Here is a 16387-nt window from a genome sequence, read left to right as displayed (position 1 = left end):
CCGAGATCTACACAAGGAGTATCGTCGGCAGCGTCAGATGTGTATAAGAGACAGTCCCCACACAGGGCGGCCGCCCCTCCCCCACCACCTCGCTCCGCAACGAACCCTCCCCGACTCCCCGGCACGCACCCCCGCCCCCACCCCCACCACTGCGCCGATGCCCGCGTACCCGGCCGGCCTCCCCTTCCCCACACAGGTCGGCCGCCCCTCCCCCACCACCTCGCTCCGCACGAACAAAGGTGTGAGTCATGAGCGCATTCCACTGGCTGAACGAGCAGTTCAGCTTCTTCGGCCTCTTCCCCGTCTACTGGTCCGACTTCCTGGGCAACATCCTCGCGCTCGCCACCGTCTGGCTGGCCCTGCGCCGTTCGCTGGTCGCCTGGCCGGTGCAGATCCTCGGCTCGGTGTTCCTGCTGATCGCCAGCCTGAACGTGCACCTCGGCGGCAACGCCGCCCGGCAGGTGGTGATCATCGTCTCGGCGACCTGGGGCTGGGCGACCTGGAAGCGCAGCCGCGAGCAGGAAGGCACCATCAACGTCCGCTGGGCGAACTGGAACGAGCGCGCGGTGCTGGCAGCCGCGATGGTGTTCGGCACGATCGCGTTCGCGGCGGTGCTGAAGTGGCAGGACGCCTCGTTCTACCCGGGCGCGCCGATGTGGATGGTGAGCGCGGACGCCTGGATCTTCGTCGGCTCGATCATCGCGATGTACAGCCAGGCCCGGCGCTACATCGAGTTCTGGTTCGTCTGGCTGGCGGTCGACCTGGTCGGCGTGCCGCTGGCGGTGCACTCGAAGCTGTACTTCTCCGGCATCGTGTACTCGATCTTCTTCGTGATGGTGGTGCTCGGCATCCGCGACTGGGCCTCGCGCAGCAAGCCGCAGGAGATCGCCTCCCCGCTGGAGCCGGCCGTCCTGGTCGAGGGCCGCGAGGAGACCACCCGCTGAATCCCCTCCAGCCCGGCACGGGCCGTCCCACCCCGGGGGCGGCCCGTGCCGGCTCCGGCCCGTGAACCAGCCGTCCGCCCTTCCCGGCGAGCCCGTCCTGGCCGTGGCCGACCGGTCCCGCCGCCTGCTCGCCGCGGCCTGCGCCGACGCGTACGGCGAGGCCGCGGTCCTCTGCCTGCCCGAGACCGGCGCCCGGCAGCGGCTGCGGCTGCGGCTGCGGCTGCGGATCGACTTCGACCAGCCGGTGGGCACGCCGGCCCTCCACCCGGAACTTCCGCTGCCGGCCGCCGGGTCGGGCGAGTACGACGGGGGCTGCGCCGTCCTCCTCCACCGCACCGACTGGCAGACCCTCCCCGCCCGCTCCACCCGCCGGTGCGCCGGCACCGCCGAACCGCCGCGCCCGCTCCGCCGCGCCCGTCACTGCGGCGGCCTCAGGCTCCCTGCCGGAGGCCGGACGGCCGGATGCTGCTCTTCATCGAGACGTTCTGCCGAGCCCGCTCACGCCTCGTCCCCTCCCCCGCCCCCGAACAACCCCTGCTGCCGCGCGATGTCCCGGACGAACACCACCCCGTCCACCTGCCCCAACGCCTCCGGATCCAGCCCGAAGTAGGTGTGGTCGGCCGGCACCCGCGCCTTCACCGGCCCCGCCTCCCGCACCGCCGCTCCGAGCAGCACCGGGTCCAGGACGCTGCGCGGGTCGGGGAGGGCGGTGAGGAGACCTTCGAGGGTGTCGGGGGCGGGGCGGTCGTCGGGGGCGCGGTTGCCGAAGGTGGTGGCGAGGAAGGCGTAGCCGCCGTCGAGTCGGGAGTCGAGGAGGGATCCGGCGCTCCACCACAGGAGTTGGTGCTCGCCGAGCGGGATGCGGCTGGCCTCGCGCTGGAGGTGCCGGTTGTGGGCGAAGGCGAGGGTGGGGCCGCGGCGGGCCTCGCGGCGGAGGATCGCTTCGAGGTTGTCGGCGATCATCAGGTCCCGTTGCCGCATCAGGGAGTTGAGCCGGTCGGGGCCGTCCCCGGCGGTCGCCGCGTGGTAGCGGAGCAGCCCGGTGGCGGTGCGGGCGTCGAGTTCGGCCCGCCAGCGCAGGCCCTCGTCGTCGTGGAACTGCGGCCGGTGCGCGGCCAGCAGGGCGCCCAACTCGTCGGCGAGCAGCCGCAGTCGGGCGGCGTCTTCGGTGCGCCCCACCGAGCGGGTCGGGTCGAGGGCGGCGGCGGGTTCGGTCCAGCGGTCGTCCGGCCCGCAGAGTCGCAGCAACTCCCGCCGCTCGGGCAGGAGTTCGGCGGGGAGGCGTTCGGCCAGGAAGTCGTGCAGCCGGATCAGCGAGGGGCCCGGCGCGGCGGCCCCGGTCATCTCCAGCGGGCCGTCCGCCCCGTAGAACCTCAGCCGTTCACCCGGCTCCAGCCCGGCGTTGAACTCCCGCATCCAGCGGACGAGTTCGCGGTTCCCGGCGTACGCCCCGAAGCCGTGGCCGAATCCCTCCCGCAGCACGGCGTCCAACTCGCCCTCCCCGCCGCCGGTGTACGCGTCGACGGCGAGCGCGGCCAGGCAGTCGCTCTCCAGGGCGATCGAGCGGTAGCCGTGTTCGGCGACCAGGTGGCGGAAGAGTTCGTTGCGCAGGTCGAGGAACTCCTCGGCGCCGTGGGTGGGCTCGCCGAGGGCGAGCAGCCGGGTGCCGGCGGGGACGAGGGCGGCGAGGGCGGCGGCGGAGAAGGGACGGGCGGCGTTCCCGAGCGAGAGGGGCATGGGTTCCACCGTATCGTTGAAACCACGGTGTAAACTTTTCCGCTCTCAGCCCGGGAATCGACCAGAAAACCTTCAAACACCATGGCCTTCCGCCCGATCGACCTGGCCCGCGCGCACGGCCTGTCCACCCAGGCCGTGCGCAACTACGAGGCGGCGGGCGTCCTGCCGCCCGCCGGGCGCTCCGCGCACGGGTACCGGCGCTACGGCGAGCGCCATGCGGCGGCGCTGCGCGCCTTCCTGGCCCTCCTCCCGGGGTACGGCCACCCGGCCGCCACCGCGATCATGCGCGCCGTCAACGCGGACGACCTGCCCGAGGCGCTGCGCCTGGTCGACGCCGGCCACGCCCTGCTCGCCGAGGACCGCCGCACCCTGGAGGCCGTCCGCACCGCCCTCGACCACCTGCCGCCCGCCGGGACGGCCGAGGAGCCCGCCGCCGGGACGCACATCGGGCCGCTCGCCCACCGTCTCGGCCTGCGCCCGGCCACCCTCCGCGAGTGGGAGCGCGCGGGCCTGGTCACCCCGTCCCGGGACGCCCGCACCGGCTACCGCGTCTACACGTCCGGTCAGGTCCGCGAACTGCTGCTCGCCGAACAGCTCCGGCGCGGCGGCCACGGCCTGGCCCGCACCGCCGAGATCCTGCACCGCCTGCGCACCGCCGGCTCCCCCGAGGCCGTCCGCCCCACCCTGACCGCCTGGCAGGACCGCCTCACCGCCCGCGGCCGCGCCCTGCTCGCGGGCGCGGCCGCCCTGCACGCCTACCTGGACCCTCCGGCCTGAGCCCCCGGCCTGAGCCCCCGGCCTGAGCCCCGGCGAGGGGCCTGGGCATCACGGCGTCCGTCCGGCGCGGCGAGGCTCCGGACGGCGCGGCGAGGGCACGGCGCTGCGCGCGCCGCCGACCGGACTCGAGGCGTGCCGCGAGTCGCTGCCGTCGCGGGAGCGGATCCTCGCGGGAGCGGATCCTCGGGCACCGCCTCCAGCCCCGGGCCCCGCTGTCCGCCGAGGCGGTCGAGCAGGGCCCGGGGCTGGAGGCGGTGGCCTGCCGGACCGACGCCACCGCTCTCTGAACCCCTTTACACACCGGCCCGGTTGGTGACCACGCCGTTCGACATGGTGAGCGGCACCGCCGAGTCGGCGAACGCGTCCGGGTCGGCGGTGAGCGGGTCGAGGGCGAAGGCGGTGAGGTCGGCGCGCAGCCCGGGGGCGATCCGGCCGGTGTGCTCGGACTCCCCTGCCGCGCGGGCCGCGTGGGTGGTGTAGCCCTCCAGGGCCATCAGCGCGGTGAGCGCCTGGCCGGGGTTGACGGGTGCGGTGTCGGTGCCGGCGTGGCGGCGCAGTTGCGCGTAGGCGAGGACGCCGCGCGGGTCGTGGTGGGCGATCGGCCAGTCGGAGCCGAGGGCGAGGGTGGCGCCGGTGTCGCGCAGGGTACGGCAGATCCAGGCGCGTTCGGCGCGTTCGGTGCCGAGCCGGGTGGACCAGGCGTCGGTGTGGTCGGCCCTGGTGTAAGCGGAGTGGGTGGGCTGCATGGACGCGGGGACGCCCAACCGGGCGAAGCGGCGGGCCTGTTCGTCGCCGAGCGTCTCGATGTGCTCGATCCGGTGCCGGCCGCGCCCCTGGCCGGGCAGCGCGGCGACGGTGTCCAGCACGTGCCGGACGCCCGCGTCGCCGATCGCGTGGGTGGCGGTGCGCACCCCGTACGCGTCCAACTGGCGTACTACGTCGGTGTATTCGGCGGGGTCGAGCCAGAGCCCGGCGGTTCCCTCGCCGTGGCAGTCGGGGTGTTCCAGCCAGGCGGAGCCGCCCTCGACGGTGCCGTCCATGAACAGCTTGACGCCGCCGACCAGCCAGTTGCGCCCGGATTCCGCCTGCAGCGCGGCGAGTTCCTTCAGCCCCTCGGCGCCGGTGCCCGGCATGCACCAGGGCGCGATGCGCAGCCGCAGCGGCAGGTGGCGGGTGTCCTCGATGGCGCGGACGAGTTCCAGGATGTCGCCGCCGGCGTCCATCACGTGCGCCCCGGCGAGGCCGCCGGCGGCCATCCGGAGCAGCAACTCGTGGAGGGCGTCCCGGCGTCGGGCCAGCGGGAGGCCGGGCATGACGGCGGTGACCAGGTCCATCGCGGCGTGTTCGACCAGGTGGCCGGTGGGGGTGCCGTCGGGGTCGCAGACGACGGTGGCGCGCTGGGCGAAGGTGCGCGGCCCGGTGGCGCCGGCGGCGCGCAGGGCGGGGCCGGTGGCGAGGGCGGAGTGGCCGTCGTAGAGGCGGATGAAGGCGGGGGTGTCGGGGCCGAGCACGTCCTCGATCACCGAGCGGTGGACGGGGTGGTCGCCGAAGACGTTGTGGTCGAGGTTCCAGGCGAGCACCCACCCGTCGATCCGTTCGGTCCGGGCCAGGACGGCGCGCAGCCCGTCCAGGTCGCGGACGGCGGACAGGTCGGTGCCGGTGGAGAGTTCGAGCCCGAGCGCGGGGTGGCTGTGGCCGTCGACCAGCCCGGGGACGAGGACGGCGTCGCCGAGGTCGATCAGCTCGGTGCCGGGTCCGCGCCAGTCCCGGGCGTCGGCGGCGCTGCCGACGGCGGTGATCAGCCCGTCCGCGACGGCGACGGCGGTGACGGCACCCGGGTCGCCGTCGAGGGTGTGGACGGTGCGGGCGAGGACGATGCTGTCGGGTGACACGGTGAACTCCTGGTGGTACGAGGGTGTTTCGGGGGCCGGCCGGGCGTCAGACCGAGCTGGGCACCGGCGCGTCCGTGGCGGGCTGCGGGGGCTCGGCGCCGAACGCGGCGTACACCTCGGGCCGGCGGGCCCGGGTGCGCAGCGCGTACAGCACGCCGGCGGCGAAGACGACGGGGACGATCAGGACCAGGACGCGGTTGACGCCGGCGGAGGCGCCGGTCAGCAGCTCGATGTGGTCGACCACCAGCCAGAGCGCGCCGGTCAGCAGCACGGCGGCGACGGCGGGCGCCACGACGGTGCGCAGCGCCCCCTCGCCGTGGCCGCTGCGGCGGCGGAACCAGCAGGGCACGGCGACGGCGGCGAGCAGTTGCAGCGCGACCAGGGCGAGCATGCCGGGGGCGTTCACCCACAGCAGCAGCCGGGTGTACGGGTCGGCCCCGGCGGCGGCGAACGCCACGACGACCAGCAGGGCCAGGACGCTCTGGGCGATCCCCGAGACGTACGGGGAGCGGTGCCGGGGGTGGATCCGGCCGAGCGCGCGGGGCAGCAGGCCCTCCTCGGCGAGGGCGAGCCCGTAGCGGCTGGTGGCGTTGTGGAAGGCCAGCAGCGAGGCCAGGATGCTGGTGACGATCAGGACGTGCATCAGGTCGGCGGCCCAGGCGCCCACGTACTGGTCGATGGCGGTGAAGAACAGCCCGCCCGGGTCCTGGGCGGCGGCCGCGACCACCTCGCCGTCGCCGTACGCCTGGATGACCGTCCACACCACGAAGGCGTAGAACAGGCCGAGGAAGGCGACGGCCAGGTAGGTGGCGCGCGGGACGGTGCGGTCGGGGTCGCGGGCCTCGCGGCGGTAGATGACGGTGGACTCGAAGCCGGTGAACGCGGCGAAGGCCATCGCCAGGACGCCGGGCATGCCGCCGGTGAGGACGTTGCCGGGGGCGAAGGAGTGCAGGCTCAGGCCGTGCGCGCCGCCCTCGAGCAGCACGGCGGCGGCGAGCAGCACCAGGATGCCGGTCTCGGCGAGCAGCAGGACGCCGAGCAGCTTGGCGCCGAAGTCGATGGAGCGGAAGCCGCCGTACCAGATCACCACCAGCCCGATCAGCGCGGGCAGCAGCCAGGGGACCTCGTGGCCGGTGAGCGCCTGGACGGTGTCCCTGGTCGCGGAGCCGAGCAGGCCGAAGACGCCGATGTTCATGCCGAGGTAGCCGAGCAGGGCGAGCAGCGCGGCGCCGAACCCGGCGGGGCGGCCGAGGCCCTGGGTGACGTACGCGTAGAAGCCGCCGGCGTTGCGGACGTGCCGGCTCATGGTGGTGAAGCCGACCGCGAAGACGGTCAGCGTGACGCCCGCGGCGAGGTAGCCGACGGGGGCGCCGATGCCGCCGATCAGCAGGGCGAGCGGGGCGACGCCGGCCATCACGGTGAGCGGGGCGGCGGCGGAGACCACGAAGAAGGCGATGTCGGCGGTGCCGAGGCTGCCGCGGCGCAGCGTGGGTGCGCCGCCCGCGGCGGAGTGGGGGGTTTCGGTCATGGCGGAGCCCTTCTGGCGGCCGGGTGGGGAGTCCGGCTGGTGGTCCCGACTGCGGACGACCATAAACCTAAAGGTTGATGGTTTTGGCACCCTAGCCCGGCGCACTACCCTCTGGGAAGACCCGGAACCCGAGGTCACGGCGGTATCGGCACAGGACGCGACGGGGGCGGCAACGGTGGGACGGCCCAGCAAGGCCCTGCTCGACCGCGAGCGGATCGGCGCCACGGCGCTCGCGCTGGTCGACGAGAGCGGCGACTTCAGCGTCCCGCAGATCGCCCGCCGGCTCGGCGTGCAGACCGCCTCCGTCTACCACCACGTGGACGGCCGGGCCGGGATCGTCGAACTGCTGCGCGTCCAGGTCTCCGCCGCGATCGACCTCACCACCCTCGACCTGCGCCCCTGGGACACCGCCCTGGAGGCCTGGGCCCGCTCCTACCGGGCCGCGTTCGCCGCCCACCCGAGCACCGTCCTGCTGCTCACCACCAGCCAGGTGGCCGCCCCCGAGGTGCTCGAACAGTACGAGCGGGTCGTCGCCCTGCTGCTGGAGAGCGGCTTCCCGCCGCCCGTCGTGATGCCGCTGCTGTCCGCCGTGGAGAACGTGGTGCTGGGCTCCGTGCTCGACCTCGCCGCCCCCGGGACGGTCTGGGACCCGAACGCCGACACTCCCCGCCTCGCCGAGGCGCTGCACGCCGCCGGGCCGGGGCGCAGCGACGCCGCGTTCGACCTCGCGCTCACCGCCCTGCTGGCCCGGGCGCGCACCCTGCTGCGCTGATCATGCGTCAGCCGAATTTGTCGTAACCCCACAACCCCACCGGGCCCGAATCGGTCGCGCCCGGCAGCCCGTCATGCCCGTTCCCCTTGGCAGAGTGGGCCGCATCGGATCATCCGGCCCGATGCCGGAGAGCCCGTTCATTGTGCTGCCATCACAACGGGAGTATCGCCATGCGCACCGCCCACGACACCGTCGTCATCACCGGCCTCGGCGCCACCACCCCGCTCGGCGGGACCGCGCCCGCCACCTGGCGGGCCATGTGCGAAGGGCACAACGGCATCCGCGCCCTCGACCGCCCCTGGGCCGCCGACCTGCCGATCCGGATCGCCGGGCAGCTCGCCGTCGAACCCTCCGAGGTCCTCGACCGGATCGAGGCCCGCCGCCTCGACCGCAGCGAACAGCTCGCCCTGATCGCCGCCCGCGAGGCCTGGGCCGACGCCGGACGCCCCGGCGTGGACGGCGAGCGGCTCGCCGTGGTCATCGGCACCGGCACCGGCGGCGCGGTCACCATGCTCGACCAGGACGACGTCCTGGAGCGCTCCGGCGTCCGCAAGGTCTCCCCGCACACCGTCCCGATGCTGATGGCCAACGGGCCCGCCGCCTGGGTCTCCATCGACCTCGGCGCCCGGGCCGGCGCCCACACCCCCGTCAGCGCGTGCGCCTCCGGCGCCGAGGCCGTCGCGCTCGGCCTCGACCTGATCCGCCTCGGCCGGGCCGACGTCGTGGTGGCCGGCGGCACCGAGGCCTGCCTGCACCCCCTCCCGCTGGCCGGGTTCGCCCAGGCCCGCGCGCACTCCCTGCGCAACGACGACCCGGCCGGCGCCTCCCGCCCCTTCGACACCGGACGCGACGGCTTCGTCATCGCCGAGGGCGCCGCGGTGCTCGTCCTGGAACGCGCCGACCTCCGCCCGTCCCACCGCCGCTACGCCACCCTGGCGGGCGCCGCCGTCACCTCCGACGCCCACCACATCACCGCCGGCCACCCCGACGGCCAGACCCGCGCCGTCCGCCGCGCCCTCGCCGACGCCGGCCTGGCCCCCGAGGCCGTCGGCCTGGTCCACGCCCACGCCACCTCCACCCCCAAGGGCGACCTCACCGAGGCCGAGACGCTCACCCGCGTCTTCGGCGCCCACCGCCCCGCCGTCACCGCCACCAAGTCGATGACCGGCCACCTCTTCGGCGCCGCCGGGGCGCTGGCCGCCCTCGCCACCGCGTACTCCCTCCACCACCAGTACGCCCCGGCCGTCCGCAACCTCACCGACCAGGACCCGGAACTCCCCCCGCTGAACCTCCTCACCGCCTCCGGCCCGCTCCCGCACGCCGCCGCGCTCACCAACTCCTTCGGCTTCGGCGGCCACAACGCGAGCCTGCTCCTCACCCGCGCCTGACCCCGCCGCCGGGCTCACCCCGCGTCCTCCTCCCCGTCCTCGTTCTCCTCCGCCACGCTCCGCAGGAGGCCCAGCAGCGCCTGCCGCACCTCCTGCGGAGCCAGCACCCGCAGCGGGACGGCGAGGCCCAGCAGGTACCGGGCCAGCCCCTGCGCGTCGGGCCCGCCGATCTCCACCACGCAGGCCCCGGGCCCGTCCGGACGGTGGTCGCCGACGCTGGCCGGGACCAGCCGCAGCGCCTCCTCCACCGGCACCGGGAAGCGCACCGTCGCGTACACCGGGTACCGGCCGGTCCCGGTGTTCCGCGCGACCAGCAGCGCCGGGTCGGGCGGGTCCGACGGTCGCGCCGCCGGCTGCCCGGTCGCCCGCACCTGCACCACCCGGTCCGCCCGGAAGGTGCGCCACTCGCCCCGCGCCACGTCCAGCGCCACGAAGTACCAGCGCCGCCCGTTGTGCACCAGCCGGTACGGGTCGACCTCCCGGACGCTGTCCCGGCCCTCGCCGTCCCGGTACGACAGCCGGACGCGTTCCCCCCGCCGGCACGCCCCGGCCAGCTCCAGCAGCGTCCCGGGGGCGATCTGCGGCTCGCCCGGCCGCTGCGCGTGCACGAAGGTGGCGTCCATCCCGGCGAGCCGTTCCGCGATCCGCCGCGGCAGGGACTGCCGCAGCTTCAGCAGCGCCGACAGCGCGGCCTGGTCGCTGCCCAGCACCCCGCTGAACGCGGCCCCGCGCAGCGCCACCGCCACCGCCAGCGCCTCCTCGTCGTCCAGGACCAGCGGCAGCGCCCGGGCCCCGCCGCTGAGCCGGTACCCGCCCCAGGGCCCCGGCTCCGACTCGACGCCGTAACCGAGCTCCCGCAGCCGCGCGACGTCCCGGCGCACCGTGCGCTCGGTGACCTCCATCCGCTCCGCGAGCTCGCCGCAGGTCCACGACGGCCGCGAGGACAGCAGGGACACCAGGCGCAGCAGCCGGGCCGAAGTAGTGATCACGTCCGGAATCCTCCCCCACGACCAGGACCGAACCTGTCCTGGTCGGCTCCTAGCATCGTGGCCATGGACACCAACGCCGAAACCGCGCCCGCGATCCGCTACGTCGCCGTCACCTTCGACTGCCCCGACCCGGCCGAACTGGCCCGCTTCTACGGCGAGGCGCTCGACCTGCCCGCCCTCTACTCCAGCGACGACTTCATCCTGCTCGGCCGCGAGGGCGCCCCCGGCCTCGGCTTCTCCCGCATCGCCGACTACCGGCGCCCCACCTGGCCCGACCCCGCCCAGGAGAAGCGCGCCCACCTGGAACTGAGCGTCGACGACCTGGACGCCGCCACCGCCCGCATGCTGAAACTCGGCGCCACCGAACCCGACACCCAGCCCTCCCCCGACCGCTGGCGCGTCCTCCTCGACCCGTCCGGCCACCCGTTCTGCCTCACCACCCTGGCCTGACGCCGCTCCCCGGCACCCGGACGCGATCCCGCCGGGTCCGCCGCCCGCAGCACCCGCCCGGCCGGCGACCGCGGAACGTGCGGCGGCTCCAGCCACGCGTCCGGGACCGCGTCCGCCCCTCCTCCGTCACCGGCCGGTGACCCCTCCGTCCTCGGATAGCCTGGGGACACGATGAACTGTTTCACCACCGCCTGGGGCGAGTTCGAACTCGCCCGGTTCCCGGAGCACCCGCGCGAGCAGTTGCGGGCCTGGGACGCCGCCGACGAGTACCTGCTGCGGCACCTGGACGAGGCGGCGGTGCCGCTGGACGGGGCGGTCGCCGTCCTGGGCGACCGCTGGGGCGCGCTGTCCACCGCGCTGGCCGCGAAGGGGGCCGCCCCGACCTCGGTCACCGACTCGTACCTCTCCGCCCGGGCGGTCGCCGCGAACCTGGCCCGCAACGGCCTGGACCCGTCCGCCGTCGAGGTCCGCAGCACCCGCAACGCCCCGCCGGAGCGGGTCGACGTGCTGCTGGTGCGCGTCCCGAAGAGCCTGGCGCTGCTGGAGGACCAGCTGCACCGCCTCGCCCCGGCCGTGCACGCGGGCACCGTCGTCGCGGGCACCGGCATGGTCACCGAGATCCACACCTCCACCCTGCAGCTGTTCGAGCGGATCCTCGGCCCGACCCGCACCTCGCTGGCCGTCCGCAAGGCCCGCCTGATCCACACCGTGCCGGACACCGGGCTCGTCCGCCCGGCCAACCCGTGGCCGCTGCGCTACCGGCTCCCGGACGGCATCGGCGTCCTGTCGGGCCGCCAGGTCGCCAACCAGGCGGGCGTGTTCTGCGCGGACCGCCTCGACATCGGCACCCGCTTCTTCCTCCAGCACCTGCCGGAGCCGACCGGCGCCCCGCGCCGGATCGTCGACCTGGGCTGCGGCAACGGCGTCCTGGGCACCGCCGCCGCCCTCGCCGACCCGCACGCCGAACTCCTCTTCGTGGACGAGTCGTTCCAGGCGGTGGCCTCCGCCGAGGAGACCTTCCGCACCAACCTGGGCCCCGACCGCCGCGCCGAGTTCCTGGTCGGCGACGCCCTCGCCGACGTCCCGACCGCCTCCGCCGACCTGGTCCTGCTGAACCCCCCGTTCCACTCCCACCAGGCCACCACCGACACCATCGCCCACCGGATGTTCACCGGCGCCCGCCGCGTCCTGCGCCCGGGCGGCGAACTCCACGTGGTCGGCAACCGCCACCTCGGCTACCACCTGAAGCTGCGCCGCCTGTTCGGCAACTGCCGCACCGTGGCGGGCAGTCCGAAGTTCACCGTCCTCAGCGCCGTCCGCCGGTAACCCGGGCGCCGCCCCCGCCCCCGCCGCCTCCCGGAGGGATCACCACGAGGGGGCGCGGACGATGACGGCGGTCCGGACCACCCCCCCTCCCTGGCGCGCGCACCGTCCGCGCCGTGCTCTAGGGTGAGCGCCGTTTCGCCGTGGAGACCCCCGCGGCCACGCACCACCGCCCAGGGGAGGGCCCGTTCATGGCTGCCGCGCATCCCGTCCCGGGAGCCTCGGCTCCCGAGCCGCCGTCGCCGACCTGCTTCCGGCACGCCGACCGGGAGTCGTACGTCCGCTGCACCCGCTGCGACCGCAACGTCTGCCCGGACTGCCGGCGCGAGGCGGCGGTCGGCTACCAGTGCGTGGAGTGCGTCAAGTCCGGCCACCAGGGCGTCCGCCAGGCCCGGACGGCGTTCGGCGGCCGGATCACCTCCCGTCCGTACGCGACGATCGCCCTGATCGCGCTGAACGTGGCCGCGTACCTGGTCGAGCTGGTGCGGCCGGAGACGGTCGACCGCTTCGCGGTGCTGGGCTCCGGCGTCCTGCCGCCGCCCGAGGACGCCGACCCGTACACGTACGTGCCGCACCTGTCGGGCATCGCGCACGGCGAGTGGGAGCGGCTGATCACCGGCGCGTTCCTGCACCTCGGGCCGACCGCGTGGCCGATGGGCATCCTGCACATCGTGTTCAACATGTACTGGCTGTGGAACCTGGGCCGGGTGGTCGAGGGCCGGCTCGGCGTGCTGCGCTTCCTCGCGCTGTACCTGCTGTCCGCGCTGGGCTCCTCCGCCGTGATCTACCTGATCGACCCGCACTCGCTGGCGGTGGGCGCCTCCGGCGCGGTCTTCGGCCTGGCCGGCGGGTACTGGGTGCTCAGCCGCCGCCAGGGCTACGACCCGCTCGGCGGGAACCAGATGATGGTCACCCTGGTGCTGTGGATGGTGCTCTCGGCGGGCTTCGCCTCCTGGCAGGGCCACCTGGGCGGCCTGCTCACCGGCCTGGCCGCCGGCGCCGCCCTCGGCTACGCGCCGAAGCAGCAGCGCGGGCCGGTCCAGGCGATCAACCTGGTGGCGGTGCTCGCCGTGGTCGCGGTCGTGATCGTGATAGCCACCGACAACGCCTCGCCCTTCTCCTGACGGAGCGTCAACCCATCTCCCGGTACGCCGCGCCGAGCAGCGCCGCCGCCTCGCGCAACCGCTGCTCGGCGAGCCCGGCGTACCCGAGCGCGACGGCCGCCGGGCCGGGCGCCAGCCGCCCGGGCGCGACCGGCGCGACCCGCACGCCGTGCCGCAGCGCCGCCGCCGTCAGCTCCGACTCGCCCACGCCGGGCGGCAGTTCGGCGTACAGGTGCAGCCCGGCGGCGACGCCGCGCAGCCCGGCCCCCGGGAGGTGCGCGCGCAGGCCGGCGGCCAGCGCGTCGCGGCGGGCCCGGTAGCGGGGGCGGACGGCGCGCAGGTGGCGGTCGTAGCCGCCGCCCTCCAGCAGCGCGGCGAAGGCGAGTTGGTCGATCGCGCCGGTGCCGAGGTCGGCGTACCGCTTGGCCTCCCGGAAGTCCTCGACCAGCCAGGAGGGCAGCACCGCCCAGCCGAGCCGCAGTCCGGGCGCCAGGGTCTTGCTGAGCGAGCCCAGGTACACCGTCCGCTCGGGCGCCAACCCCTGGACGGCGCCCAGCGGTTCGCGGTCGTAGCGGAACTCGGCGTCGTAGTCGTCCTCCACCACCAGCCCGCCGGCCCTCGCCCAGGCGGCGAGTTCACCGCGCCGACGGGCCGACAGCGCGACGCCGGTCGGGTACTGGTGGGCGGGGGTGACCAGCACCGCGTCGGCCCCGCTCGCCGCCAACTCCCTTACCACCAGGCCCTCCTGGTCGACCGGGACGCCGACCGGGTCGACGCCGTGGGCGCGCAGCAGCTCCAGCGTGCCGGGCGAGCCCGGATCCTCCAGCGCGATCCGCCGCCGCCCGTGCCGGGCCAGCACCGGCACCAGCAGCGCCAGGCCCTGCCCGACCCCGCTGACCACGCTCACCCGCTCCGGCCGCGCCGCCACCGCCCGCACCCGGCCCAGGTACCCGGCCAACTCCCCGCGCAGCCGCGGCAGTCCGGCCGGATCGCCGTACCCCAGGTCCCGGTTCGCGGCCCCCTGCAGCGCCCGTCGCACCGCCCCGGCCCAGGCGGCCCGGGGGAACGCCCCCAGGTCGGGCGAGCCCGGCTTCAGGTCGTAGCGCGGATCCGCCGCCGGCGCCCGGACGCCCGCCTCGGGCTGCTCGGCCGCCACCCCCTCCGCGACCCGGGTGCCCGACCCCTGCCGCCCCACCAGGTAGCCCTCGGCGGCGAGTTGCTCGTACGCCTCGACCACCACCCCGCGCGAGACGCCCAACTGCGCGGCCAGCGCCCGGCTCGCGGGCAGCCGCTCCCCGGCCACCAGCCGCCCGTCCCGCACCGCCGCCCGCAGTTCCCTGGTCAGCCGCCCGGCCAGCTCGCCGCCGCCCTCCCCCAACGTGACCAGCAACTCCCGCACCCTGCTCCCCCTTCTTCTCCGCCGCGCCCCGTCAGCGGCCCGGGGACGGCGGGGCCGTGCCGCCACCGGCCGGAGCCCGTCGGAAGTCCGAGCCGCCGCGTGCCGTGACGGCAGGTCCTCCCCAACCTACCCGCCCCGATTGGTCCTCCCTGCCGCCCCCCGAGTGGTCCTGGGAACCGGACCACCCCTCTCCTAGCGTGGCTCCCATGGCAACCACCACCTCCACCACCGCCTCCACCCTGCCGCCGGGTTCCGCCCGCGCGGCCGCCGCGATGGCCCTGCTCGGCGCCTCCACCGGCGTGAGCGCCGCCTTCTCCTCCTACCCGGTGGCCGGCGGCCAGGCGCTGCGCTACACCCTGGCCGCGGCGGTGCTGCTGCCGCTGGCCCGCCGCGGGCCGCGGCTCGCGCACCGGCTGACGGCGCGCGAACTCGTCCTGCTGCTGGCCCTGTCCGGCACCGGCCTGTTCGGTTTCAACCTGCTGCTGGTCGCCGCGCTGCGGCACACCGACCCGGCGGTGGTCGGCAGCGTGGTCGGCTGCACCCCGCTGCTGCTGGGCGTCGCGGGCCCGCTGCTGGCCCGCCGCCGCCCGGCCGCCCGGCTGCTCGCGGCGGCCGCCGTGGTGGTGTGCGGCGCGGCGCTCACCCAGGGTTTCGGCCACGGCGACGCGCTCGGCCTGCTGCTGGCGACCGGCACCCTGCTGTGCGAGGCGGCCTTCTCGCTGCTGGCCGTCCCGCTGCTGCCGAGGCTCGGCCCGGTCCGGGTGTCCGCGTACACCACGGTGGTGGCGGTGCCGCTGTTCGCGGTGGCGGCCGCGTTCTCCCCGTCCGCGCTGCGGACGCCCACCGGCGGCGAGCTGCTGGCGCTGCTCTACCTGGGCCTGGTGCTGACCTGCGGCGCGTTCCTGCTCTGGTACTCGGCGCTGACGGTGCTCCCGGCCGACCGGGCGGGCCTGTTCGGCGGCCTGATCCCGCTCACCGCGACGTTCTCCGGCGCACTCCTGACCGGCACCGCCCCGACCGGACCGCAGCTGCTCGGTGCCGTCCTGGTCACCGCCGCCCTGCTCTTCGGCTCCACCGCCTGACACCCCGGCACCCCTCGCGCCGCCCCACGCCCCCTGCGCCCCTCACCCGCCGCCCCCTCACGCACCGTCACCTTTTCGCCGGGCGGCCACTCGTCCGGGCGGCAGCCGTTGCCCCCTCGCCGAGACGTCCGCTTAGGCTGGGCCGCGATGACAGTCGACCGCCGCAGTGTTCTGCGTTCCGCCTCCCGCCTGGCCGTGCTGAGCGCCGCCGGCGGCCTCGCCGCCGCTTGCGGCGACCCCTCCGGGGGCCAGGGTTCGAACGGCGCCTCGGTGGCGGCCCGTCCGCAGCCCGCCCACCTGACCGAGTCCCCGGGACCGAGCCCGAGCGCCTCCCCGCCGCCGTCCCCGTCCCCGTCCCCCACCGCCACCCCGTTCGCGCTGCCCCCGCTGGCCCCGGACACCCCGCAGGAGGTGGTGACCGGGCCGCGCAGCAGGCCGCAGCTGGCGCTGACCTTCCACGGCCAGGGCGATCCGGCCATCGCCACCGCGCTGCTGGAGGCCGCCGAACAGCGCGGCGCCCGGCTGACCGTGCTGGCGGTGGGCAGCTGGCTGGACGAGCAGCCGCAGATCGCGCAGCGGATCCTGTCCGGCGGCCACGAGTTGGGCAACCACACCCAGAACCACCTGGACATCTGCTCGATGCGCCCGGAGCAGGCGCGCGAGGAGATAGCGCAGTGCGCGCAGCGGTTGCGGGAGTTGACCGGTTCGATCGGCCGCTGGTTCCGGCCGTCCGCCGCGCAGTACGCCAACGCGATGGTCAAGGAGCAGGCGCAGCAGGTCGGTTACGCGCACGTGCTGTCCTTCGACGTCGATCCGCGCGACTACGCGGACCCTGGCGCGGAGACGGTGACCCGCCGGGTGCTGAAGTCGGCGGCGGCCGGCTCGGTGGTCGCCCTGCACATGGGCCACCCGGGCACGGTGACGGCGCTGCCGGACATCCTGGACGGCCTCGCGGAGAAGGGCCTGCACGCGGTGACGGCTTCCGAGCTCTGCGCCTGAACCG

14 protein-coding genes are annotated in these 16387 nt (G+C 75.6%); 9 read left to right on the top strand and 5 right to left on the bottom strand.

Annotated elements, in window-relative coordinates:
* Positions 1 to 248 precede the first annotated feature (248 nt).
* Positions 249 to 944 carry a nicotinamide mononucleotide transporter family protein gene (locus OO48_RS23275; RefSeq protein WP_033219417.1) on the top strand — a complete coding sequence of 232 codons (696 nt, stop codon included), beginning with the start codon at positions 249 to 251 and terminating at the stop codon, positions 942 to 944.
* Positions 945 to 1442: 498 nt separating this feature from the next.
* Here the strand turns inward: OO48_RS23275 and OO48_RS23270 are convergent, their stop codons facing one another.
* Entirely contained in the window at positions 1443 to 2681 is a 1239-nt protein-coding gene (locus tag OO48_RS23270; protein ID WP_033219415.1) for an erythromycin esterase family protein, read from the bottom strand.
* An 81-nt stretch (positions 2682 to 2762) separates the two neighbouring features.
* Between OO48_RS23270 and OO48_RS23265 the strand changes: the two genes are divergently transcribed.
* Positions 2763 to 3458, top strand: coding sequence for a MerR family transcriptional regulator (locus tag OO48_RS23265; protein WP_033219413.1), 696 nt, complete (start codon positions 2763 to 2765; stop codon positions 3456 to 3458).
* Positions 3459 to 3751: 293 nt separating this feature from the next.
* Here OO48_RS23265 and OO48_RS23260 read toward each other — a convergent pair whose 3' ends face one another.
* Both OO48_RS23260 and OO48_RS23255 read right to left on the bottom strand, forming a co-directional pair.
* Positions 3752 to 5350, bottom strand: coding sequence for an amidohydrolase (locus OO48_RS23260; protein ID WP_033219412.1), 1599 nt, complete (start codon positions 5348 to 5350; stop codon positions 3752 to 3754).
* 46 nt (positions 5351 to 5396) lie between these two features.
* Complete coding sequence (locus tag OO48_RS23255) at positions 5397 to 6878, bottom strand: APC family permease (RefSeq protein ID WP_033219410.1); 1482 nt, start codon at positions 6876 to 6878, stop codon at positions 5397 to 5399.
* A gap of 175 nt (positions 6879 to 7053) precedes the next feature.
* Between OO48_RS23255 and OO48_RS23250 the strand changes: the two genes are divergently transcribed.
* Both OO48_RS23250 and OO48_RS23245 read left to right on the top strand, forming a co-directional pair.
* On the top strand, positions 7054 to 7650 hold the full coding sequence (locus tag OO48_RS23250; protein ID WP_033219408.1) for a TetR/AcrR family transcriptional regulator: 597 nt from the start codon (positions 7054 to 7056) through the stop codon (positions 7648 to 7650).
* Positions 7651 to 7820: 170 nt separating this feature from the next.
* Positions 7821 to 9038, top strand: a complete 1218-nt coding sequence (locus tag OO48_RS23245) for a beta-ketoacyl-[acyl-carrier-protein] synthase family protein (RefSeq protein ID WP_033219406.1) — start codon at positions 7821 to 7823, stop codon at positions 9036 to 9038.
* A 14-nt stretch (positions 9039 to 9052) separates the two neighbouring features.
* On the opposite strand, the gene OO48_RS23240 is transcribed toward OO48_RS23245, so the two are convergent.
* Complete coding sequence (locus OO48_RS23240) at positions 9053 to 10027, bottom strand: helix-turn-helix transcriptional regulator (RefSeq protein WP_033219405.1); 975 nt, start codon at positions 10025 to 10027, stop codon at positions 9053 to 9055.
* A gap of 63 nt (positions 10028 to 10090) precedes the next feature.
* On the opposite strand from OO48_RS23240, the gene OO48_RS23235 reads away from it, so the two are divergent.
* The 3 genes from OO48_RS23235 (at position 10091) to OO48_RS23225 (ending at position 12924) form a co-directional block, all read left to right on the top strand.
* The gene (locus OO48_RS23235; protein ID WP_033219429.1) at positions 10091 to 10477 is read left to right on the top strand and encodes a VOC family protein; all 387 of its coding nucleotides are present in this window, start codon (positions 10091 to 10093) and stop codon (positions 10475 to 10477) included.
* A 171-nt stretch (positions 10478 to 10648) separates the two neighbouring features.
* Entirely contained in the window at positions 10649 to 11803 is a 1155-nt protein-coding gene (locus tag OO48_RS23230) for a methyltransferase (RefSeq protein WP_033219404.1), read from the top strand.
* Positions 11804 to 11991: 188 nt separating this feature from the next.
* Positions 11992 to 12924 carry a rhomboid family intramembrane serine protease gene (locus OO48_RS23225; protein ID WP_033219403.1) on the top strand — a complete coding sequence of 311 codons (933 nt, stop codon included), beginning with the start codon at positions 11992 to 11994 and terminating at the stop codon, positions 12922 to 12924.
* Between the two features lie 7 nt (positions 12925 to 12931).
* On the opposite strand, the gene pdxR is transcribed toward OO48_RS23225, so the two are convergent.
* Positions 12932 to 14302 carry a MocR-like pyridoxine biosynthesis transcription factor PdxR gene (pdxR, locus tag OO48_RS23220; RefSeq protein ID WP_033219402.1) on the bottom strand — a complete coding sequence of 457 codons (1371 nt, stop codon included), beginning with the start codon at positions 14300 to 14302 and terminating at the stop codon, positions 12932 to 12934.
* Between the two features lie 206 nt (positions 14303 to 14508).
* Here pdxR and OO48_RS23215 point away from each other — a divergent pair, with 206 nt between their 5' ends.
* Positions 14509 to 15384: a DMT family transporter gene (locus tag OO48_RS23215; protein ID WP_033219400.1), complete on the top strand. Its 876-nt coding sequence runs from the start codon at positions 14509 to 14511 to the stop codon at positions 15382 to 15384.
* Between the two features lie 147 nt (positions 15385 to 15531).
* Positions 15532 to 16383, top strand: coding sequence for a polysaccharide deacetylase family protein (locus OO48_RS23210; RefSeq protein ID WP_033219399.1), 852 nt, complete (start codon positions 15532 to 15534; stop codon positions 16381 to 16383).
* Positions 16384 to 16387: the final 4 nt, after the last annotated feature.

The organism is Kitasatospora phosalacinea (assembly GCF_000716545.1).
Lineage (GTDB): Bacteria > Actinomycetota > Actinomycetes > Streptomycetales > Streptomycetaceae > Kitasatospora > Kitasatospora phosalacinea.
The sequence above is the reverse complement of the archived record's forward strand: the minus strand, read 5'-3'. Positions and strand labels throughout refer to the sequence as shown.

Excerpts from the sequence above, each read along its gene's own strand:
- OO48_RS23255 (WP_033219410.1), bottom strand. The coding sequence starts at position 6,878 with ATGACCGAAACCCCCCACTCCGCCGCGGGCGGCGCACCCACGCTGCGC.
- OO48_RS23275 (WP_033219417.1), top strand. The coding sequence starts at position 249 with ATGAGCGCATTCCACTGGCTGAACGAGCAGTTCAGCTTCTTCGGCCTC.
- OO48_RS23245 (WP_033219406.1), top strand. The coding sequence starts at position 7,821 with ATGCGCACCGCCCACGACACCGTCGTCATCACCGGCCTCGGCGCCACC.
- OO48_RS23225 (WP_033219403.1), top strand. The coding sequence starts at position 11,992 with ATGGCTGCCGCGCATCCCGTCCCGGGAGCCTCGGCTCCCGAGCCGCCG.
- OO48_RS23270 (WP_033219415.1), bottom strand. The coding sequence starts at position 2,681 with ATGCCCCTCTCGCTCGGGAACGCCGCCCGTCCCTTCTCCGCCGCCGCC.
- OO48_RS23210 (WP_033219399.1), top strand. The coding sequence starts at position 15,532 with ATGACAGTCGACCGCCGCAGTGTTCTGCGTTCCGCCTCCCGCCTGGCC.
- OO48_RS23215 (WP_033219400.1), top strand. The coding sequence starts at position 14,509 with ATGGCAACCACCACCTCCACCACCGCCTCCACCCTGCCGCCGGGTTCC.
- OO48_RS23230 (WP_033219404.1), top strand. The coding sequence starts at position 10,649 with ATGAACTGTTTCACCACCGCCTGGGGCGAGTTCGAACTCGCCCGGTTC.
- OO48_RS23265 (WP_033219413.1), top strand. The coding sequence starts at position 2,763 with ATGGCCTTCCGCCCGATCGACCTGGCCCGCGCGCACGGCCTGTCCACC.
- OO48_RS23235 (WP_033219429.1), top strand. The coding sequence starts at position 10,091 with ATGGACACCAACGCCGAAACCGCGCCCGCGATCCGCTACGTCGCCGTC.